Genomic DNA, 22,322 nt, shown 5'->3' with positions numbered 1-22,322 from the left:
CAGCTTTCGCTAAGTTAGAACTTATTAGGATTTTTCACCTTTTTATAGAGAATTGTATACATTTCTTATCCTGTATCACAAAGCTCACTTGCACCTTCATGTTATTCGAAGTTTATTGCTTCATATCATCTTTTTCTATTTTCCACATTACTTGGTTACTACTTCCACCAGCAATGTTTCCTGAAGTTTTTCGGAAGAAATATGTATCTGAATCATACGCGTACGCAACAAATTGTGCACTTTTTTCTTCATTCGGAGCAATTTCACCTTCAAATTCTTCTACTGATTCAAAAGCACCTGAAGAGTCACCGTAACCAGATCCCTCTTCTGTTTCCGTTAATTCCATAGCTTCCATCAGATCTTCTGCCTGTAATGCTTCATCTGATGTATTTTTAATAGTAATGTCTAATACTACCCAACAATCAAGTTCAGATTCATAGCCTTCGAACTCATAACCTTTTAATTCGGCTGATGTAACAGTCATATCATATGTACCTAGCGTTGTAACATAGGATCCAGTTTCTCCTAGTTTCAAGTTTAGTTGATCGTCCGCTTCCTCAATAGTTTTAAGAATAGCTGATAATTCATCCTCATTTTCAGCAGTATTATTTTCTGAAGTATTATCATTATCATTCACTTCGGCGTTGTTATTCGTACTATTATTTTCTGCGTTTTGAGTAGAATTATTATTATCAGCATTGTTATTGCCACAAGCTCCAAGTACGAGCATTATAGCTAATGTAAGCACGAGATATCGTAAAGATTTTCGCATCGGTTTCTAGCTCCTCTCTTAAAGTAATAATTTTATGAAACCATAAAACTTATTCATCTGTCAATATGATATAAAGAAAATTATATTCATCTTTACGGTGCAAATAGGGAAAGTAAAAACGATTAGTACGGCTTTCCTCGTCTCATCGTGACTAGATGTTTAGTTTAGGAGTAATGAGAGGAGAATAGAAGGAAAGCACCTCCATTTGGAAGTGCATTTTCATGTAATGGTTTCATCTATGAATTTATTCTTGATGTGCAAGACCGTTCCAGAAAAATTCAATTGTTTGTGCAACAAGATCCTCTAAAGAATTAAATGATTTTTCGTGATTTTTTCCAGTTAATAACATCGACATAAATAATAATGCTGCTAGATGTGTGTTGCACGGTGGAATTTCTTTTTTATCAATCGATTGTTGGATACGATCTTCAATGGCTTGATACATTTTGTCTTCGGCTTCTTTTAACTGGGCCTCATGTTCAGGTGAGAGAGAATGTCGAGCTTCTTTCATAAATAAATTAACATCCATTCCTGATGTCGCACGTAAATGTGCAACCCCTAATTTATGTAATTGCACCTTAAATGGCTCATCTGTGGAAAAGATTTTATTAATGCCACCAGTAATTCTCTCCATTAATTTAACAACAGCATCTGTAAATAGATCATCCTTCGTTTTGTAATGATAATAGACAGTCGCCTTTGTTACATCTGCTCGTTGTGCTACATCGTCCATAGAAATTAGCGGATAGCCTTTTTCTAAAAATAAAAATGTTGCTATTTGTAAGATTGTATCTTTTGTTGACAGTTCATTTGTACTTTTGCGTGGTCGACCTAATTGTCGCTGAGAATTTTCCATTTTACTCACTCCAAGTAAAGATATATAAACATTATTCTATCAATAAAAAGTGAAATCATCAAAGATAGCTATTCGTAATATGTTAATTTATTGTAAATTTATGGTAGTTCGTGAAAATACCGTTTTATGTAAAAAAAATACATGTTCACAATTTATTTAGAAATTGCATAAATGTTGATTTGACAACGTTCTTACGGTATATGGATAGAATTTCCAAAAAATACGTTTAATTTCACTTGATTAATTAACCATCTGGTATATATAATGTTATTTGTATACTGGTTAGTATATATAAAAATAATGTGGAGGTGCAATCGATGAAGACGAAAAGGACTTTCATCATGTTTATTGCTATTATAACTTTTAGTTTATTTCAATTCGTATCACCGAATAGTGAAGCATATGCAGCAACATATGCGGATGGTACATATGATATTTCATTTGAAATGAAAGAAGCGGGGAGTGACAACACATCAATCGCTGATGGATATTTTACAAAACCTGCTAAATTGGTCGTGAAGAATGGCGCGAATTACATTCAATTAACGACAAATGAGAGTGATTGGATTAAATCGATGTCAGGACCAATGGGAAGTGCAACAGATGTAAGTGAAAGTGGAAATACACGTACAGTTCAATTTGAAGTTGGAGATTTATCTAACCCAGTTAATATGAAAATGCATGTAGTTGTACCAGAGGAAATTGCTGGAATGGAATATGATCATAATCATTCTGTTCGTGTAGTTTTTAATGCTGATAATATTCCAGCTGCAACAAATGAAAGTGCGGAAGAAAGTACAGAAGCAAAGGATGAAGTAGAACAAGTAACTGCAGGAGCAGATGATACTGCGGAAAAGAACCCTAAGGCAGATGATACTACGGAAAAGAACCCTAAGACAGGAGATACAACGCCGATTGGTGTATATGTATTTTTATTATTAGCATCCATTGCAGTTTTAGTTATTTATGAAACTCGTTTTGCAAAAAATTAATCATATGATGGAAAGGAAAGTAAAATGAGAAAACCAACGATTATATTTTCAATAGTACTTCTTCTTATGAGCCTATTCAGCCAACAGCCAGTGTTAGCTGAGACTGGAGTGTCAGAGGAAAACACAACACATACAATTGATTATGTAATAAAACATTCTGAGAAAGATGAAATTTCGACGGCAGATAATTTCTTTGGAAAACCAGGAATAATTGTGAAGGAAGATGGTATAAACTATCTAGAAGTAACAATTACGAGTTATAGTATGATTAGTAATCTAAAAGCAAACGAAATAGATGCAACTATTATAAATGAAGATGATAATACAGATATTGCTGTAGTACGCATTCCGGTTGGAAATGATTTATCCGAAGAAGTTTCATTAAGTCTTAAAGTAACTGTGCCTGGTCTATACGATACAACGCATGATGCTCGTTTAGTGATGGATCCAAGTTCATATGATGGCAATGAAGAAACTGAATCCGGAGAAGAAAATGAATCTGGAGAGGAAACTGAGTCCGGAGAGGAAACTGAGTCCGGAGAGGAAACTGAGTCCGGAGAAGAAAATGAATCTGGAGAGGAAACTGAGTCCGGAGAGGAAACTGAATCTGGAGAAGAAACTGAATCTGGAGAGGAAACTGAGTCCGGAGAGGAAACTGAGTCCGGAGAGGAAAATGAATCTGGAGAAGAAACTGAATCTGGAGAAGAAACTGATTCAGAAGAAGAACCTGAACAGCCAGATGAAAATACTGCAATTGAATTAGGGAATGGAATACACTCATTCAATACTGCATTTATTAACTCTAAAAATGGTAATCCATCATCTATGGCTCGTTATTTAGGGGAAGAAACATATGTTGAAGTAAAAGATGGAAAAACGATATTCTATATTTTGATTAACGATAATGAGACGGTAACAAAATTAGAATTGGATGGTAAAGCACCAGTAGAAAAAGGTGTTGATGGTAAGAAAACATTACTAGGTTTTGAAGTAGATGCGCTACAAACAAAAATGGATGGATATGTCGAATATAAAGCTCCATATAATGGAGAAGTTTATTCCGGAAATGCAAATTTTGATATTGAATTAAACGACGAATCAATTAAAAAAGTGAATCAGCTACCAATTGCAACGGAAATGATAGTAGATGAAGAAGAACCTAAGCAACCAGAAGAAACACCAGAACAGCCAGAAGAAAAACCTGAGGCAGAAGATAAAGTATCAACGATTGATTATGTAATTAAGCATGAAACGGAAGATGCACCATCAGCAGCAGATAACTTCTTTAAAAAGCCAGGAAAAATCGTGGAGAAAAATGGAAAATATTTCTTAGAAGTAACAGTAACAAGCTGGAGCATGATCGACAATTTAAAAGCGGATGGTAACAAGATAAAAGTTGTAAAAGAAAATGAAAAAGAAGACGAAGCAGTAATTCAAATTCCGATTTCGAAAGATTTTTCTAAAATTGTCCCGTTAAGCATGAAAGTAACGGTGCCTGGTTTATACGAAACAACACATAAAGCTCGTCTTGTCATGGATGTTGATTCTTTAGAAGAGGTGGACGAGGAAGCGGATGATGAAAACCCTAAGAAACCAGGAGATTCTAATACTCCCCCAAATAATTCAGGGAAAAAGCCAAGCAAGAAACCAGCCAACCAAACTGACGTTGGTGTAAATGCGTATAATATTGACTATACTATTAAACATGCTACAAAAGATGAAGCATCTGTTGCAGATGACTTCTTTAAAAAGCCAGGAACATTACTAGAGAAAAATGGAAAATACTATTTACAAGTAACAGTAACAAACTGGAGTATGATTGATTGGATTGAAGTAGATGGAAAGTCCATTGCGATTGTAAGTGAAAATAAAGCAAAAGATACAGCAGTACTTCAATTTGCTGTGCCAAGTGATTTATCAACAGTTGTTCCTTTAACAATGAAAATTACAGTTCCAGGTTTATATGAAACTGTACATGATGCTCGTCTTGTCATGGATCCTGACAGCATGGAATTAATAGATGGAAAACATGGATACGATGTTGATGAAAACCTTGAAAATAATATAGGAACATCTAATGGAAAAGATGAAGCATCTGCATCTACTGATGATCAAATGGATAAACCAGCATTTGGTAATGCAACAAATATTGGTACACCAACAGATAATGGGACAGATGATGCTCAAATAAACCCTAAAACAGGGGACACGAGCAAAATCATTCTGTACAGCTTATTATTAATTGGATCACTTGCAATGTTAGTGATTCGTATTAGAAAAATTCAGTTTAACGGATAAAGAATCATACAATTAGTATATACATCTTACTAATTGGATTGGATTTTTGCGGGCAAGGCTCTCCCCCACATAAATTGACGGTAGCAAAACGCTTCCGTCAGTACTTTGCCCAAATTAAATGATATGAATTCTTTATTTGCATATAAATGACCCCACTTCTAAACTAGGAGTGGGGTTTAATTTGTTGCTCCTTTATTCAATAATGTTGTTAAGTTGCATAATCCTCCTTCACTTTCGTCATGAAAAATATCATTATTAACAACAGCCTTCTGTATATGTTATGGCATGCTCATAATAAGGTATATGTAATGAAATTCTTCGTGACAATTTTTACTTTCGACCATATTGACATTGAAAGCGCTTTATAATATGTTTGAAATATATAATACTTTATTGGAGGGATGTTTATGGGTGAGATGATTTTTAGTGATCCGTTAAAATTGAATGCCATTCGTTTTGGTGAAAAAGAGGCAATATCATATTTGGATAGACGATTTACATATAAACAGTTGAATGATCGTGTAAATAAATTAGCGCATGCATTGCAGAGTGAAGGGGTGAAAAAAGGGGATAAAGTTGCTTTTATGTTGTTCAATTGCAATGAGCTCGTTGAAACGATGTTCGCCTGCGGTAAAATTGGCGCAATTTTTATCCCGATTAATGCCCGTTTTGTAGGAAGGGAAATTGCACATATCGTGAATAATTCTAAAGCGACATTGCTTATTTATGATATTCGTTTTGAAAGAGAAGTCGTGAAAGCAACAGAGTGGACGAAATCGATTCAAAACTTTGTTTCTGTTGGAGGAAATAGTGCATTAACAAATGTTGAATATGAACAGTGGATTGGACAACAAAAGACGGAAGAACCAACTCCTGATGCTTCTTTAAGGGAAACAGATACGATTTGTTATTTATATACGGGTGGCACGACAGGTTTGCCAAAAGGAGCGGTCAGATCACATAGAAGCTTATATTTAGTTAGCTTATTATTTAGTATTGAATTTGAAATTGGGCGAAATGGAAAAGGATTGGTAGTTGGCCCATTGTTTGGTGCAGCATCTTTGGCTATTACGTTACCGAACTTTTTTGTCGGTAATCCTGTGCATTTACTCGAACGTTTTAATCCAGAAGAGGTTTTACGTAAGATGGATGAGGAGAAAACGACGACGACGTTTTTAGCACCACCTATGTTAGATGCTATTTTTTCGTTACCGGAAGAAATAAGGGAAAAATATGATGTATCAACAATGGAATCGATTATTTCGGTTGGTGCCCCTCTGATGACAGCAACTAAAGAACAGACATTACAATTTTTTCCTGGAATAAAATTAAATGAATTTTATGGTGCATCGGAACATGGTGGATCGACGAATTTATTTCCAGAATACATGGCATTAAAAGATCGTTCAGTCGGTTTACCGATGTTAGGAATGGAAGTAAAAATTGTGGATGAAGCTGGAAATGAAGTGAAACAAGGGGAAGTTGGTGAGATTGTAGTAAAGGGTATTACATTATGTGATGGATATTATGAAAATGAACAAGCAAATGAAGAGGCGTTTCGCGATGGTTGGCTCGGCCTTGGTGATTTAGGAAGACAAGATGAAGAAGGGTTTTATTATTTAGTCGATCGTAAACAAGATATGATTTTATCTGGAGCGTTTAATGTGTATCCAGCAGAACTGGAAGAAGTGTTACATTTACATGATAATGTTGCGGAAGCGGCGGTAATTGGCAAAAATGATGCAAAATGGGGAGAAGTACCAGTCGCAGTGATTCGCTTAAAAGATCCCGAAGCAACGACTGAGGAGGACATTCTTACTTTTTGTCGTGGCAATATGGCTAGCTATAAAATTCCACATGAAGTGATTTTTGTAGAAGAATTGTTGCCTCGCAGTTTACAAGGTAAGGTATTGAAATTTAAATTGAGAGAAACATTTATCGAATAAAAAAGAGAAGGTAATAGGGGAAGGGGCATCTTCTTCTCATAAGATAACCGTACCATGTTAATTATTTAGAATATTATATCCATTTTAAGTGCATAATAAAATAGAAGTATTCTTATGAAAATATAAGATAATAGATTGTTTTATACGCTGAATCCGCTCTCAATCACGATGTTGTTGTATTATGCTCAAATTCTGTGTTTGTGAATCGTGTAAAGGAACGTTAACATTATTTATGGACATAGATTCTTTTGTGCACAGAAGAAATTGTCGTCAAGAAAATCATGAGGAGAATACATAGCATATGAGCAAATTTAAATATCATATAATGACTGTCACAATTATCGCGTTAATCATTCTCGCAGGTTGTGGAAATGAAAATGAAGCCGAGTCTTCAGATGTTAGTAAGGAAATGGATTATACAATTACTGGTTTGGAACCTGGTGCAGGCCAAACAGAAACTAATGAGATAGCAATTGAAACGTATGATAATTTAGAAGGGTGGACCCAAGATTTATCCTCAACAGGTGCCATGTTATCTGCATTAGATGAAGCGATAAAAGCGGAAAAGCCAATTATTATTACCGCTTGGTCTCCACATTATATGTTTGCAAAATGGGACATTAAATATTTAGAGGACCCTGAAGGCGTATATGGAGAAGAAGAGGATGTAATCACAATTGTAAGAGAAGGATTACAAAAGGATGCCCCAGAGGCATATGAAATATTAGATCGTATCACGTTTGAGTTGGAAGATGTTGAAAATGCATTGCTAGATGCTCAAGAGTTAGAAATGGATGAAGTAGCAGATAAATGGGTAGAGGAAAATAAAGATACCATCGCTAATTGGACAGAAGGATTGGATGAAGTATCAGGAGAGTCGTTTGAATTAGTTACAACGCCTTGGGACGATGCATTGTTCTCAGGAAATGTAGCTAAAAAGGTATTAACGGACTTTGGATATGATGTGGAACTAACGCCCGTAGATCCTGCTGTTTTATTTGAAGCTATTGCTACAGGAGAATCTGACGCTTCTTTATCTCCTTGGGTTAGCCAAACACATGGAGAGTTGTATGAACAGTATGAAGGAGAATTTGAAGATTTAGGTCCGAATTTAACAGGAGCTAAAATAGGTTTAGCTGTACCTAGCTATATGGAAATTGATTCATTAACTGATTTAAAACCTAAAAAATAGAAGAGGAAAAAGAGTCTAAATGATGTACCGAACGGACAGAGTTACATTTATTATTTATCTGTTTAGGTGTATATCATGATAGACTCTTTTTTTACTTATATGAAACAAACTAAATTGGATGCACATGTTAATAACATTCTTCGATCTGGTTATTTTCATGTATAATAAAAGATACTGAGGTGATACAAATGTCAGAAAAGATGTCTGGTGAAAAAAGACGTACATTTATCGTAAATCAATTGAAAAGGACGAAAAAGGCTTATACAGGTAGACAATTAGCTGAAATGACGAATGTAAGTAGGCAAGTGATCGTTACAGATATTGCCTTATTAAGAACAGCGGATGAACCAATTATTGCAACGAACCGAGGGTATATGTATTTACAGGAAAATGAACAGGAAACATTTAAAAAAGTGGTTGCTTGTCAACATCGCCCAGAAGATACAGCAGACGAACTAAACATTATAGTAGATAATGGTGTGAAAGTGTTAAATGTGATAGTCGAACATCCGATTTATGGTGAAATGACAGGTAGTTTGCAAATTGAAAGTAGATTTGATGTGAAACGATTTATCGAAGCGTTACAGGAAGAACAGTCGACTCTTTTATCTGTTTTAACTGATGGGATTCATTTACATACACTAGAAGCAGACACAGAAGAAAAATTGGAAGTGGCGATTCATGCATTACGTCATGCGGGATATTTATACGAAGCATAATAGAAAAGGGGTAAACGAAAATGTTTACCCCTTTGTTCACTATAATCCCATAATATGATATCCAGAATCTACATGGATAACTTCGCCGGTAATTCCTCTTGATAAATCACTTACTAAGAACATTGTTGCATCTCCTACTTCCTCTTGGTCAACATTTCTACGTAAAGGAGCTCTCTCTTCAATAACAGAGTGGATCTCATTTAAACCGGAAACCCCTTTAGCTGATAATGTACGAATCGGGCCAGCTGAAATAGCATTAACACGGATGTTGTTTTTACCTACATCTTCCGCTAAGTAACGGACACTTGCTTCTAATGAAGCTTTCGCAACTCCCATTACATTATAATTTTTCACAACTCGCTCTGAACCTAAGTATGATTGTGTAACAATACTGCCACCTTCTGTCATATATTTACGTGCCGCATTTGTTACAGTTACTAAAGAATACGCACTAATTTCTTGTGCAAGTATAAATCCATCTCGAGTTGTGTTTGCATATTCACCTTTTAATTCTTCCGAGTTTGCAAACGCAACAGAGTGAATAACACCATGGATTACACCAATTTTTTCTCCAATTTCATCAAAAGCTTGTCCAATACTTTCATCACTTGCAACATCACATGTTACAAGCAAAGCTGGTTGTATGTTATTTTCTTCTAATAATTTTTCTAATTTTTTCTTAGATCGTTCTTGTCTATTGGTAAAAATTAAATTTGCGCCTTCCCGATGTAAGGATTTTGCAATTCCCCATGCGATGCTTCGTTGGTTTGCAACTCCCATTACAACAATGTTCTTTCCATTTAATAAGCCTGACATATAGGCACCTCCATCGAAATATGTACTTTCTATATTATACTTAATAGAAGGAGGGGAACACAATGTAAAAGATAAAAAATATATGAACAGAAGTGGAAAGGAAAGTTTTCAGGAAAATATTCAATTTATTTGACGATTAATCTAATATATACTACTATATGATTGTCCAAGTAATTTCACGAGTTTTTATCATGGAAAAAGTTAAGTTAAAAATTTTTCATCAAAAAGATAGGTAAAATACTTTACAAAAATAGAAATGTTCTCTATAATAAAAAATGTTGACTGTCAAAAAGGCGATGCAACATATACATAAGTAAGGCCCCTTGGTCAAGCGGTTAAGACACCGCCCTTTCACGGCGGTAACACGGGTTCGAGTCCCGTAGGGGTCACCATCATGCCGGCCTAGCTCAATTGGTAGAGCAACTGACTTGTAATCAGTAGGTTGGGGGTTCAAGTCCTCTGGCCGGCATTTTTCTAATGAAAAAAATATTGGAGGGGTAGCGAAGTGGCTAAACGCGGCGGACTGTAAATCCGCTCCCATCGGGTTCGGCAGTTCGAATCTGCCCCCCTCCACCATGGATATTGGGCTATAGCCAAGCGGTAAGGCAACGGATTTTGGTTCCGTCATTCCTAGGTTCGAATCCTAGTAGCCCAGCCAATTATGACAATTATAAGTTATAAATATAGATAAAATAAACAAGGGAGGTTTTTAAACTTACCTTGTTTATTTTTGTTTTGAGGACTTATTTCAATGAATCTTATGAAAATGTATCGTATTTTTTGAAGAAAAAGCAAGATATATAGGAAATTTATAAGTAGTTTTGATATAATGAAATGCAGGATTTGTTCGGAAAATAATAAATGAAGAAAAATGAACATAATTTTTAGTTAAGGGTGAATGAAATGAATATTTCTTCTAGAATTCCTGGTTTTTACAAAATGACTGTAGAGGAACGAAAAGAACATATTAGTACAATATTTCAACTAGATGATGCAGCGAAATCACAGTTGAATGATAGGGTAAATTTGCCGGAAAATATTGCAGACAAAATGATCGAAAATGTTATTGGAACCTTTTCGTTACCTTTAGGATTAGGGTTGAACTTTTTAATTGATGGGAAAGATTATGTCATCCCAATGGCAGTGGAAGAACCATCGATTATCGCTTCAGCTAGTTATATTGCGAAAATTGTACGTGAGGCTGGTGGATTTAAAACAGAAGCGACAGATCGAATTATGATAGGGCAGATTCAGGTCGTCGGCAGTCCGGATTTTGAAAAAGCGAAACAAGCCGTATTAGATCAAAAAGAAATGCTTATTAATGCAGCGAATGATGCGTATCCTAGCTTAGTTGCTCGTGGTGGTGGAGCGGTTGATTTAGATGTTCGTATTATTAATGAAGATGGTTCAAAATATACGAAAATGCTTGTAGTTCATATTTACGTAAATACGTGTGATGCAATGGGAGCAAACATCATTAATACAATGGCAGAATCACTTGCACCTGTTGTGGAGCATTTAACGGAAGGGAAAGTATATTTACGAATTTTATCGAATTTTGCTGATCAATGTTTAGCAAAAGCGACATGTGTTATTCCACCGCATCTGTTAGAAACAGACGGGTTTACAGGAGAAGAAGTACGTGATGGTATCATATTAGCGTATGAATTTGCGGCGTCTGATCCGTATCGTGCGGTCACACATAATAAAGGGATTATGAATGGGATTGACCCTGTTGTCATTGCGACGGGGAATGATTGGCGTGCCATTGAAGCTGGGGCACATGCATATGCCGCAAGAGATGGTCAATATAGTTCGATGACAAAGTGGTCTGTAGATGAAAAGGGCAATCTAGTTGGAGAACTTGAATTACCTATGTCATTAGGAATTGTCGGTGGTGCGAGTCGAGTACATCCAATGGCACAAGTAGTTTACGATATTTTACGTGTGGAATCTGCCGAAGAACTTGCACGTATTATCGTAACGGTTGGACTAGCCCAAAACTTAGGGGCTATTAAAGCTCTTGCGACAGATGGTATTCAAAAAGGACATATGCGTCTTCATTCTCGTTCGGTAGCGGTTGCTGCAGGTGCTACTGGGGAATTAGTAGATGTTATTGCAGAAAAGTTAGTAGAAGCGAAAGAAATACGAGTTGGCTATGCAGAGCAACTACTGGAAGAGTATAAAAAATGAATGTGGAAATGATACTTATGTCAGAAAATAGAGCTATTGGAGTAGCAAGTAGTAAATTAATATTAGTAGGCGAGCATGCTGTTGTTCATGGGCAACCAGCGATTGCTTTGCCATTTCCTTTAATTAAGGTCGAATCGAGTGTACAGGAAATAGAAGGACCAATTCGTTTGGAGAGTGAATTGTATAACGGCCTTTTAGATGAAGCGCCAAAGCCTTTATCGGGCATTGTACAAACGATAAAGGAAACATTAATTTGTTTACAGGTTCCGGCAGAAAATTTACTGATTCAAATACACTCTACGATACCTCCTGGGAAAGGATTAGGTTCTAGTGCCTCTGTTGCCATTGCCATTATAAGGTCATTGTTTCATTATACAAATACGTCCTATACAAATGAACAACTATTAAAATTAGCAAATATTGCTGAAACGTACGCACATGGAGCGCCGAGTGGAATTGATTCCATTACCATTACATCATCGAGCCCTGTTTGGTATCAAAAGGGAGCATCCATTGATTATATTGAGCCAAAAGGGACGTTTTATTTCGTTGTTGCAGATACAGGAATGATGGCAGATACAAAATCGTCTGTAGCAAATGTAAAGGAACTTTTGAAAACAGCGCCTGAAAAAATGTATGGGGCTGTGGAACGTATTGGTGAAATAACGTATCAAGTTCGTGAAGCATTAGAAAAGTCTAGTAAAAAGGTCCTCGGTTATTTATTAAACGAGGCACAACATGAATTAGAATTATTAGGCGTAAGTAATGAAAGTTTAGAAAGGTTAATCAAGTTTGCTCGAAAAGAAGGAGCACTTGGTGCAAAATTGACTGGGGCTGGAAAAGGTGGTTGTATGATTGCCTTGGCACAAAATGAATTACATTCAAAACAATTAAGTGAAAAGCTAAAACAATTTGGGGCACAAGCTGTTTGGCCTTTCGTCCTTAAAAATGAACATATCGAATAATAATGAAGGAAATCGTCTGCCCGGTTTCCTATTTGTCTGTATAAAACAAATATGTAAAGGGGTATGAACATGAAGGGAACAGCGAAAGCACATACGAATATTGCATTAATTAAATATTGGGGAAAACGAAATGAGAAGTTAATTTTACCGACAAATAGTAGCTTATCCGTTACATTAGATGGGTTACATACGGAAACAACCGTTCAATTCCGGGAAGATTTACAAGAGGATGTATTTGTTTTAGATAATAAAGAAGTAACAGGTGTAGCATATGATCGTGTTACCAACTATTTAGATTTATTTCGTCATTATGCGAATAAACAAGGGGTATTTGCTGAAGTGACTTCCACGAATAATGTTCCAACAGCGGCCGGCTTTGCCTCAAGTGCATCAGGATTTGCTGCATTGGCTGGAGCAACGTCAAAAGCGCTTGATTTACAGTTGTCTGATGAGGATTTATCACGTTTTACACGTCAGGGATCTGGTTCAGCTTGTCGTTCTATTTATGGTGGATTTGTAGAGTGGCAAATGGGGGAACGTGATGATGGACAAGATTCATTTGCAGTACAAGTTGCGCCACAGGACCATTGGGATATTCGAGTAGCGGCGGTTGTGTTAACGGCAGAGGAAAAGGATGTTTCGAGTCGAGTAGGGATGAGAAGGACTGTGGAAACATCGGTGTTTTATGATGGTTGGTTACAAAGTTTACCAAAAGATATGGAGACAATTAAAGAAGGAATTCGGGATAAAGATTTTGAAATGGTTGGTAAAGTAGCAGAAGCGAATTGTTTAAAAATGCATGCGACAACATTTGGAGCGACACCTCCATTTACGTATTGGCAGGATACGACAATGTCTTTAATGCAAACTGTACAAAATTTACGTAAAAAGGAGATTCCTGCATATTTTACCATTGATGCAGGTCCGAATGTAAAAGTAATCTATTTACCAGAATACGAAAAAGAAGTGTTGCGTACATTAGAAGCTGCACGAGGTGTAGAAAAAGTTATTGTAAGTAAAGTAGGGGCAGGTATTTCGTATAAATAAGGAGGCAGCACATTAATGGAACAGGTGATAAAAATAAAGGTACCAGGTAAATTAATGGTTGCTGGAGAATTTGCTGTATTAGAAAAACATCATCCATTAATTGTGATGGCTGTCGATCGTTTTGTAGAGACGACGATTGAAAAAACTCCGATTAGTCGTGTTTGTTTACCAGATGTAGAAGTACCTTCTGCAACATGGGATTTTTTAAAAAAGAAAGTGCATATTCATCATCCGAGTAGACGCATGTCCTTTGTGAATGATGCAATGTCTTATACGTTAAGATATTTAAAAGAACAAAACATCGAAATTGAGCCATTTACAATCACTGTACATAGTGAGCTCGATGATAAAAAGACAGGAGTAAAATTTGGCTTAGGTTCAAGTGCGGCAGTTGTTACTTCTGTCGTAAGAGCGATTTTGCAACTATTTCTTGGAGATAAAGCAACAGATGAACTCGTATTTAAATTAGCGTCTATTTCTCATGTGAAAACTCAAGGCAATGGTTCTGGTGCAGATATTGCTGCATCGACATATAGTGGTGTCCTTTTATACACTTCTTTCCAAGCAGAATGGCTTTTACATCAATTTCGAAAAACGCGCTCGATAACAGAGTTGATTGAAAAGGATTGGGAATATTTATCGATTAAACAGATGAAATTCCCAACATCGATTCAACTGGCTGTCGGTTGGACGGGAAAAGCCGCGTCAACAAAAAGCTTAGTAAAAGAAGTGAAAAAAATGGATGATCGATCCGTTTATGAAGCATTTTTAGCAAAAAGTAAAACAGCTGTATTGTCGATGGTGGAAGGAATGGAAAAAGAGGATGCCGCAAAATTTTTAAAAGGTATCGAACAAAATCGTATTGCTTTAGCGGAAATGGGCCATATCGCAGAGGTACCAATCGAAACGGAAAAACTCCGTAAATTGCGAGATGAAGCAGTAAAACTTGGTGGTGCCGGAAAATTATCTGGTGCAGGGGGAGGAGATTGTGGCATAGCCTTCTTACCACTTGATAAAGATGTTTTCCAATTGTATAAAGCTTGGGAGCAATGGGATATCAAACCTTTAACATTGAATGTTTATGAACGTTCTGAATAAATATACAAATTTTTGTTGAGTTGAGTCAACCTCCTCGCTTCATATAAAATAAAATTATATATGAAGCGAGGGGGTTATTTTAATGAACCGAAATATCTCTATTATTGGGGTACCGATGGATTTAGGCCAATTAAAACGCGGGGTCGATATGGGTCCTCAAGCAATTCGTTATGCAGGTGTATTAGAAAAGTTGCAAACCTTGCAATATGATGTACATGATTTTGGTGATATAAAAATAGCGGATGTAGCAAACGAAGATAGTTCTGCAGTGGAAAATGTACACAATTTAACCGCTGTAAAAAAAGTAAATGAAGCATTAGCAAATACCGTAGATAAAACGATCGAACGAGGCGAATTTCCGCTTATATTTGGTGGAGACCATAGTATCGCAATTGGATCACTTGCTGGCATTGCGAAACACTATGATAATATTGGTGTCCTTTGGTTTGATGCACATGGTGATATGAATACAGATAAAACCTCTCCATCTGGGAATATTCATGGTATGTCTTTAGCGGCGAGTTTAGGGCATGGTCATCCTTCCCTCATTCATTTATTGAAAGCGGAAACAAAAGTACAACCTGAAAATGTTGTTTTAATTGGTGTGCGTGAATTAGACCGAGGCGAAATAGATTTGTTACGCCAGTTAAATGTGAAGGTGTTTACAATGCATGAAGTGGATACAATGGGTATGAAAGCTGTAATGGATGAAGCATTACAATATTTACAAGAACGAACAGATAAGATTCATGTTAGTTTTGACTTAGATGTATTAGATCCATCAGAAGCACCAGGTGTGGGAACTCCTGTAATAGGAGGAATAACGTATCGGGAAGCACATGTTGCATTAGAGCTTCTAGCAAAAACGAACGTTGTTACTTCAGCCGAATTTGTAGAAGTGAACCCTATTTTAGACGTTCGAAATAAAACAGCAGAATTAACGGTTGCTTTAATAGGCTCTTTATTTGGGGAAACTTTATTTTAATTTTCAAGCTCGCTTAAGAAGAACGAATAGCAATGTCATTTGATGCAAGTTGCAAGAATATCGGGTAAAGTTGCAAGAATATCGGTCGAAGTTGCAAGAATACTGTGCGAAGTTGCAAGAATACTGTGCGAAGTTGCAAGAATGCCGGTCGAAGTTGCAAGAATACCGGTCGAAGTTGCAAGAATGCCGGTCGAAGTTGCAAGAATACCGGGTAAAGTTGCAAAAATACGACCCAAAGTTGCAAGAAAGAAAAATCAGGTGCAACAATGTATAGATGATGAAAATGTTTTCAACCATGATTAGATACATGGTGCATAGATTATGGTATAATATACGATATATTATTTGGCTATAAAAAGGAAGTGTCGACATGCTAGCGGATGGACTCGATCTTATCAATATTTTAAGAATTGGCGTAGATATCGCTATCGTCTGGTATGTTTTATATAAATTAATTATGATTATTAGAGGAACGAAGGCAATCCAACTATTAAAAGGAATTGTTGTAGTGATCGTCATTTGGACATTAAGTATTTTATTTAATTTACAAACGATTCAATGGATAACGAACCAAGCTATTTTATGGGGATTCCTCGTCATCATTATTTTATTCCAACCAGAATTACGTAGAGCGTTAGAACAGTTAGGACGTGGAAGTATTTTTTCTAGAAGTACACGTTCAGAAGAAGAAGTAATCGAACAAACGATTAAGGCTATCGTTGCTTCTTGTTTGTACATGGCGAAACGACGTATTGGAGCATTAATAACAATTGAATTAGAAACAGGTACGGGGGAGTATGCAGAAACTGGAATCCCGATTAATGGTAATTTAACGAATCAATTATTAACGAATATTTTTACACCAAACACACCATTGCATGATGGTGCGGTTATTATTAAAGAGAATGAAATTGTAGCTGCAGCATGTTACTTACCACTTTCTGAAAGTGCGACAATTTCTAAAGACCTTGGAACACGTCATAGAGCGGCCTTAGGAATTAGTGAAGTAACAGACGCATTAACGATCATCGTATCCGAAGAAACTGGTGCGATTTCTTGCACACAGCATGGGGAATTATACCGAGATATTGACGAAGATCGTTTGCGTTCAATTTTAGAAAGAAACTTAACACAAACAATGAAGAGCCCTGAATCAAAGGCATTTAATTGGAGGGCGAAAAGGAATGGATAAATTATTTCAAAGCAAATGGTTTATAAGGGTTATTTCTCTCGTACTAGCAATAATATTGTATTTATTCGTAACCGTTGAAACAAATCCAGGTCAAAATGAATCACGAATTGATACAATGGGTTCTAAGGAAACAGAAGTGATAGATGAAGTACCTTTAGAAATCAAAATTGACGCTGAAAATTATGTTGTAAGTGGTGTGCCTGAACATGTGAAAGTATCGCTAGAAGGTAAGACGAGTGTTCTAACTCCAATTGTTCGACAGCAGTCATTTACAGTATTTGTTGATTTACGTGAATTAGAAGAAGGCTCTCATACGGTTGAGGTCGAATACGATAATATACCGAAAGAAGTAAATGCCTATATTGAACCGAAAACAATCGATGTTCAAATTGAAAAACGGGCAATGCAAGAGTTTTCAGTTGATGTTGATATTACGAATTTGGATAAATTACCTGTTGGTTATGAATTAGGGGAGCCATCCGTTGCTCCTGAAACTGTCACGATTGTTAGCTCACAAGATGTTATTGAACAAATCGCCATGGTGAAGGTGTTTGTGGATGTAACAGATTTAAGGGAATCAATTCGTAATAAGGAGTTACCAATCATTGTATATGACGCACAAGGGAATGATTTAAATGTTCGGGTAGAACCATCGAGTGTAACAGTATCAATGGAAGTCGATCGTCCAAGTAAAAAAGTTCCACTCGATGTAAAAACGAAAGGAAAACTACCGGACAAGTTCGAAATAGATAAAAAAGAAGCAGTAGAAGAAATTGAGATTTTCGGTCGCCGTGATGTTTTAGAAGAAGTAAAAGAGATATCGACGGAGGAGATAGACTTAAGTAAAATCGAAAGCTCCGGAGTCATTGAGGTACCTCTGAATCTACCTGAAGATATTGCGGTGAATGATGAAAAAATAAAAGTGGACATTGCACTGAAGGAATCAAAAGTATTTAAGGAAATTCCAATCGAAATTATAGGTGAAGGGGATCGCGAGGTAGCGTTAAAGAACCCAGAAGATGGCACAATTAGTGTTACAGCTGTTGGATTAGATACTTTAATGAAAGACTTGGAAGAATCGGAAATTACCGCATCAATTGATGTCGCAAATGCCGACAGTGATAAGGAATCAACAGTTAATATTTCGATTGAAGGACCAAAAGAATTTGAGTTTGATGCTGAACCAAAAAAAGTTACAGTTGAAGTGAATGAATAGTACGAATTTGCATGATTGAATTAAAGGAGAGGTAAAGTTGGGTAAATATTTTGGAACAGATGGTGTAAGAGGTGTAGCAAATGAAACATTAACACCGGAAATAGCCTATAAATTAGGGAGAATTAGTGGATATCTATTTAAAAAAGAAGATAGAAAGCCAAAGGTATTAATTGGTTTAGACACACGTGTTTCTGGTCCGATGTTAGAAGGGGCACTTATTGCAGGTCTTTTGTCTATTGGAGCAGAAGTAATGAGATTAGGCGTTATTTCAACACCAGGAGTTGCTTATTTAACAAAAGCAACGAATGCTGAAATGGGAATTATGATTTCCGCATCTCACAATCCATTTGGCGATAATGGTATTAAAATCTTTGGTCCAAGTGGATATAAATTATCAGATGAACAAGAATCTGAAATAGAATCATTAATGGACGAAGAAGATACATTGCCACGTCCAACTGGTGATAACATTGGGACAGTGAGCAACTATTTTGAAGGTTCACAAAAATACCTTTCATACTTACAAGAGACAGTTGACCATGAATTCACAGATATGTATGTTGGATTAGATTGCGCAAATGGTGCAACATCAAGCCTTGCAGCACATTTATTTGCTGATTTAGATGCAGAGCTATTTACAATTGGAAATTCACCAAATGGTACGAATATCAATGACGGATATGGTTCGAATGCGACAGAAAACTTACAAGCGTTAGTAAAAGAAAAAGAGTTAGACATTGGACTCGCATTTGATGGAGACGGAGATCGCTTAATTGCGGTTGATGAAAATGGGGAAGTTGTAAATGGAGATCAAGTAATGTATATTTGTGCGAAACATTTACATGAAAAAGGTGCATTGAAAAATGCGACTGTTGTGGCAACGGTGATGAGTAACCTAGGGCTTCATCGTGCATTAGAAAAATTAGGTGTCCAAGTTGTAACATCTAATGTTGGAGACCGTTATGTTATGGAGAAAATGGTCGAAGAAGGACATAACTTCGGTGGAGAGCAATCCGGTCACGTTATTTTCTTAGATCATAGTACAACGGGTGACGGAATGTTGACGGCCATTCAACTAGTTAATATTATGAAAGAAACTGGTAAACGTCTGTCTGAATTAGCAGCAGAAATGCCTATTTTCCCACAAGTATTAGAAAATGTAGAAGTAACAGATAAACATGTTGTATTAAATAGTGATGAGGTTTATGCTGAAATCGATGCGGTCGAACAAGCTTTAGGCTCGAATGGTAGAGTGCTCGTTCGTCCTTCAGGAACAGAACCTTTAATTCGAGTAATGGTGGAAGCTGAAACAGAAGATGCATGTGAAACATACGTACAACAAATTATAGATAAAATTAAAGCATTAGGATTTTAATAAAAGTGGGGCATAAGTTGGGATAATGTCTTTGGACATGTATACCCTTTACTTATGTCTTAACTTTTTTTAGAGGTACAATGTGTGAAATAGAGGTGGGCATAAATGGAGTTAGATATTAAAAAAATACATGCGAATCCTCCGTATGGGATGATCGCCATTTTGTTTATTGGTGCTTTTGCAGCATTATTAAACAATACATTATTAAACATTGCCCTTCCGACGATTATGGTGGAATTTGATGTATCACCTGCAAAGGTGCAATAGGTAACGACGAGTTATATGCTTGTCAATGGAATTTTAATTCCAGCAAGTGCCTTTTTAATTCAAAGGTTTTCAAATCGAAAAATATTTCTAACTGCAATGTCATTATTTACATTAGGAACATTTATTGCGATGATTTCTCCAAGCTTTTCTATTTTAGTGCTTGGGAGAATGTTACAAGCAAGTGGTTCTGGGATGATGATGCCACTATTAATGAATATTATTTTGATTGTATTTCCAATTGAAAAACGTGGAACAGCGATGGGCTTTTTCGGGCTTGTAATGTTTGTTGCACCAGCAATTGGTCCAACTTTATCTGGTTGGATTGTCGAGCATTATTCTTGGAGAATTTTGTTCGCAATCATTTTACCGTTTGGAATGATCGCACTTATTTATGCATTATTCCGTTTAAAAAATGTAACGCCAATCAAAGATATGACGTTAGATGTTCTATCACTCGTTTTATCTAGTATCGCTTTTGGTGGGTTATTGTACGGATTTAGTTCTGTCGGTGATTTAGGATGGAATCATTATCTCGTTTATGTACCGATTGCCGTAGGGACGATGACGTTATTTTTATTTGTCCGTAGACAGTTTACATTACGTGAGCCAATGTTAGACTTTCGTATTTATCGATTTCCAATGTTTGCTTTATCTTCTGTTATTTCGGTCGTTATCTCCGCTTCCATGTTTTCAGGGATGATTTTAACTCCTTTATATGTGCAAGAAGTTAGAGGAATTTCTCCGTTTCATTCTGGTATACTGATGTTGCCAGGTGCAATCATTATGGGGTTAATGTCCCCGATTACTGGTCGTTTGTTCGATAAATTTGGGGCGCGAATTTTAGCGTTAATCGGGTTAACGGTGATGGTGATCACTACATTTCTATTAAGTTTTCTAACGATGGAAGATAGTTATTTTTATTTAATGACGATTTATACAGTGCGTATGTTTGGGATGTCTCTTGTAATGATGCCTGTCATGACGAATGGGTTAAATGAAATTCCGATGGAGGCAAATCCACATGGTACGGCAATTAATAATACGTTACAACAAGTGTCAGGTGCTATCGGTACAGCATTTTTATTAACGATTATGACCACAAAATCAAAAAGTGCTGGTTTAGAACTAGCAGATAAGATTGCATCTGGGAAAGTGATGCCAGATGCGTCTTTAGAACATTTAGCGATGTTAGAAGGAATTAACCATGCATTTTTCATATCAACCATTTTGGCGTCTGTTGCACTAGTTTTAGCGCTTTTTATTAAGAAACCAATTCCTTATGAGAATAAAATAAAAGGAAGTATGTAAAAGAGGGATAAAAGAATGATATATTATATTGCAGGATATGTTTTAAAAGTAATTTTATCGATTTTTGGTGGCCCAATTAAAGTGTTCGGAAAAGAGAAATTACCTAAAAAAGATGGTTATGTCATTGCGTGTACACATACAGGATGGGTGGATATTTTATGGTTAGGGATTTCTATTCTACCACTGAAAATAAATTATATGGCGAAGAAGGAATTATTCGAGTCGAAAGGGTTAAAGTGGTTAATGGAACAATTAAATGCATTTCCAGTAGATCGAGAAAACCCGGGACCTAGTTCCATTAAGACACCGATGCGTTTAATTAAAGACGGGAAAATTGTCGGTATATTTCCGAGTGGAACTCGCTCGAGTGAAGATGTACCATTAAAACGTGGGGCAGTGACGATTGCAAGTTATGCAAAGTCTCCAATTATTCCAGCTGCATATGTAGGACCGAATAATTTTAAAGAGTTATTTCGTTTTAAACGTGCAAAAATTGCCTTTGGAGAGCCGATTCATTTAAGAAAAGATGTGCCTAAAAAAGAGGCATTAGATTATTTAATGGAAGATTTAAACAAAGCGATGAAAGATTTACAAGAAGGGTTAGAGTAGATATTATTTTTCATAAAATTCGTAATATATGGTATAATTTTGTTGTAATCATAATACATAGAGGATGGTGCTTTCATGTTAAAAAGGTTAGTAACATTCGGTGCAATGTTCGCTTTAATAGTGAGTTTCATTGTACCTACAACAGCTGTATTTGCAAATGAAGAAAATGTTGAAAATAATGAAGCAGTCAACGAACAAGCTGAAGATGCAGAAACAAACGCAGAAACAAATGAGGAAACGAATGATGAAGCGGAATCATCGAATGATGGTGCAGAAACAAATGAAAAAAATGCTGAAAACGAAGATGCTGCACCAGCAGAAACACAAGAAACGAACTTAATTTACTGGATTGTAATTGGGTATGTGTTCGTTTTATCTGTAGGACTATATGCATTTACAGAAGGTACGAAAAAAGGTGAATAATAAGGAATAACGTGTTAGAAAAATCTAGCATAAATGGGAAGGGATTTCAGTTC

Annotated in this window: 19 protein-coding genes, 4 tRNA genes and 1 pseudogene; 21 read left to right on the top strand and 3 right to left on the bottom strand. The window is 36.3% G+C overall.

Annotated elements, in window-relative coordinates; all coding sequences use genetic code 11:
- Positions 1-112 precede the first annotated feature (112 nt).
- On the bottom strand, positions 113-772 hold the full coding sequence (locus WKT09_RS07585; protein WP_340415466.1) for a hypothetical protein: 660 nt from the start codon (positions 770-772) through the stop codon (positions 113-115).
- Positions 773-1,016: 244 nt separating this feature from the next.
- A complete protein-coding gene (locus WKT09_RS07580) occupies positions 1,017-1,628 on the bottom strand; it encodes a TetR/AcrR family transcriptional regulator (RefSeq protein WP_340415465.1) in 612 nt (203 codons plus the stop codon).
- Positions 1,629-1,945: 317 nt separating this feature from the next.
- Here WKT09_RS07580 and isdC point away from each other — a divergent pair, with 317 nt between their 5' ends.
- From isdC to WKT09_RS07555, 5 genes are all read left to right on the top strand, one after another.
- Entirely contained in the window at positions 1,946-2,620 is a 675-nt protein-coding gene (gene isdC, locus WKT09_RS07575; RefSeq protein ID WP_340415464.1) for a heme uptake protein IsdC, read from the top strand.
- Between the two features lie 24 nt (positions 2,621-2,644).
- Positions 2,645-4,918, top strand: coding sequence for an NEAT domain-containing protein (locus WKT09_RS07570; protein WP_340415463.1), 2,274 nt, complete (start codon positions 2,645-2,647; stop codon positions 4,916-4,918).
- Positions 4,919-5,325: 407 nt separating this feature from the next.
- Positions 5,326-6,864 carry a class I adenylate-forming enzyme family protein gene (locus WKT09_RS07565; protein WP_340415462.1) on the top strand — a complete coding sequence of 513 codons (1,539 nt, stop codon included), beginning with the start codon at positions 5,326-5,328 and terminating at the stop codon, positions 6,862-6,864.
- 301 nt (positions 6,865-7,165) lie between these two features.
- Positions 7,166-8,056, top strand: a complete 891-nt coding sequence (locus WKT09_RS07560; protein ID WP_340415461.1) for a glycine betaine ABC transporter substrate-binding protein — start codon at positions 7,166-7,168, stop codon at positions 8,054-8,056.
- 188 nt (positions 8,057-8,244) lie between these two features.
- On the top strand, positions 8,245-8,775 hold the full coding sequence (locus tag WKT09_RS07555) for a transcription repressor NadR (protein ID WP_340415460.1): 531 nt from the start codon (positions 8,245-8,247) through the stop codon (positions 8,773-8,775).
- A 39-nt stretch (positions 8,776-8,814) separates the two neighbouring features.
- Here WKT09_RS07555 and fabI read toward each other — a convergent pair whose 3' ends face one another.
- Positions 8,815-9,591, bottom strand: coding sequence for an enoyl-ACP reductase FabI (gene fabI, locus WKT09_RS07550; protein WP_340415459.1), 777 nt, complete (start codon positions 9,589-9,591; stop codon positions 8,815-8,817).
- 317 nt (positions 9,592-9,908) lie between these two features.
- On the opposite strand from fabI, the gene WKT09_RS07545 reads away from it, so the two are divergent.
- The 16 genes and pseudogenes from WKT09_RS07545 to WKT09_RS07470 all read left to right on the top strand — a co-directional run bounded on the left by WKT09_RS07545 (position 9,909) and on the right by WKT09_RS07470 (position 22,269).
- A tRNA-Glu gene (locus WKT09_RS07545) sits at positions 9,909-9,983 on the top strand.
- A gap of 4 nt (positions 9,984-9,987) precedes the next feature.
- Positions 9,988-10,060 (top strand) — tRNA-Thr (locus WKT09_RS07540).
- 22 nt (positions 10,061-10,082) lie between these two features.
- Positions 10,083-10,167 (top strand) — tRNA-Tyr (locus tag WKT09_RS07535).
- A 7-nt stretch (positions 10,168-10,174) separates the two neighbouring features.
- Positions 10,175-10,249, top strand: a tRNA-Gln gene (locus WKT09_RS07530).
- A gap of 245 nt (positions 10,250-10,494) precedes the next feature.
- Positions 10,495-11,784 carry a hydroxymethylglutaryl-CoA reductase, degradative gene (locus WKT09_RS07525; RefSeq protein WP_340415458.1) on the top strand — a complete coding sequence of 430 codons (1,290 nt, stop codon included), beginning with the start codon at positions 10,495-10,497 and terminating at the stop codon, positions 11,782-11,784.
- A 17-nt stretch (positions 11,785-11,801) separates the two neighbouring features.
- Positions 11,802-12,749: a mevalonate kinase gene (gene mvk, locus WKT09_RS07520; RefSeq protein WP_340415457.1), complete on the top strand. Its 948-nt coding sequence runs from the start codon at positions 11,802-11,804 to the stop codon at positions 12,747-12,749.
- 69 nt (positions 12,750-12,818) lie between these two features.
- The gene (gene mvaD / locus WKT09_RS07515) at positions 12,819-13,796 is read left to right on the top strand and encodes a diphosphomevalonate decarboxylase (RefSeq protein ID WP_340415456.1); all 978 of its coding nucleotides are present in this window, start codon (positions 12,819-12,821) and stop codon (positions 13,794-13,796) included.
- A 15-nt stretch (positions 13,797-13,811) separates the two neighbouring features.
- Entirely contained in the window at positions 13,812-14,894 is a 1,083-nt protein-coding gene (locus WKT09_RS07510) for a phosphomevalonate kinase (protein WP_340415455.1), read from the top strand.
- Positions 14,895-14,976: 82 nt separating this feature from the next.
- Positions 14,977-15,879 (top strand): arginase, encoded by a 903-nt coding sequence (rocF, locus tag WKT09_RS07505; RefSeq protein WP_340415454.1) that lies wholly within the window; start codon positions 14,977-14,979, stop codon positions 15,877-15,879.
- 49 nt (positions 15,880-15,928) lie between these two features.
- Positions 15,929-16,153, top strand: coding sequence for a hypothetical protein (locus WKT09_RS07500; RefSeq protein WP_340415453.1), 225 nt, complete (start codon positions 15,929-15,931; stop codon positions 16,151-16,153).
- Between the two features lie 96 nt (positions 16,154-16,249).
- A complete protein-coding gene (cdaA, locus tag WKT09_RS07495; protein ID WP_340415452.1) occupies positions 16,250-17,071 on the top strand; it encodes a diadenylate cyclase CdaA in 822 nt (273 codons plus the stop codon).
- Positions 17,064-18,287, top strand: coding sequence for a CdaR family protein (locus WKT09_RS07490; RefSeq protein WP_340415451.1), 1,224 nt, complete (start codon positions 17,064-17,066; stop codon positions 18,285-18,287). The genes cdaA and WKT09_RS07490 overlap by 8 nt, the downstream gene beginning before the upstream one ends.
- 37 nt (positions 18,288-18,324) lie before the next feature.
- On the top strand, positions 18,325-19,662 hold the full coding sequence (gene glmM, locus WKT09_RS07485; RefSeq protein WP_340415450.1) for a phosphoglucosamine mutase: 1,338 nt from the start codon (positions 18,325-18,327) through the stop codon (positions 19,660-19,662).
- A gap of 105 nt (positions 19,663-19,767) precedes the next feature.
- Positions 19,768-21,237: pseudogene (locus WKT09_RS07480) on the top strand (DHA2 family efflux MFS transporter permease subunit).
- An 18-nt stretch (positions 21,238-21,255) separates the two neighbouring features.
- The gene (locus tag WKT09_RS07475; protein WP_445324006.1) at positions 21,256-21,846 is read left to right on the top strand and encodes a lysophospholipid acyltransferase family protein; all 591 of its coding nucleotides are present in this window, start codon (positions 21,256-21,258) and stop codon (positions 21,844-21,846) included.
- Between the two features lie 75 nt (positions 21,847-21,921).
- Positions 21,922-22,269 (top strand): hypothetical protein, encoded by a 348-nt coding sequence (locus WKT09_RS07470; RefSeq protein ID WP_340415448.1) that lies wholly within the window; start codon positions 21,922-21,924, stop codon positions 22,267-22,269.
- The last annotated feature ends 53 nt before the right edge of the window (positions 22,270-22,322 follow it).

The sequence above is a fragment of the Pseudogracilibacillus sp. ICA-222130 genome, from assembly GCF_037892545.1.
Taxonomy (GTDB): Bacteria; Bacillota; Bacilli; order Bacillales; family Amphibacillaceae; genus Pseudogracilibacillus.
The sequence above is the reverse complement of the archived record's forward strand: the minus strand, read 5'-3'. Positions and strand labels throughout refer to the sequence as shown.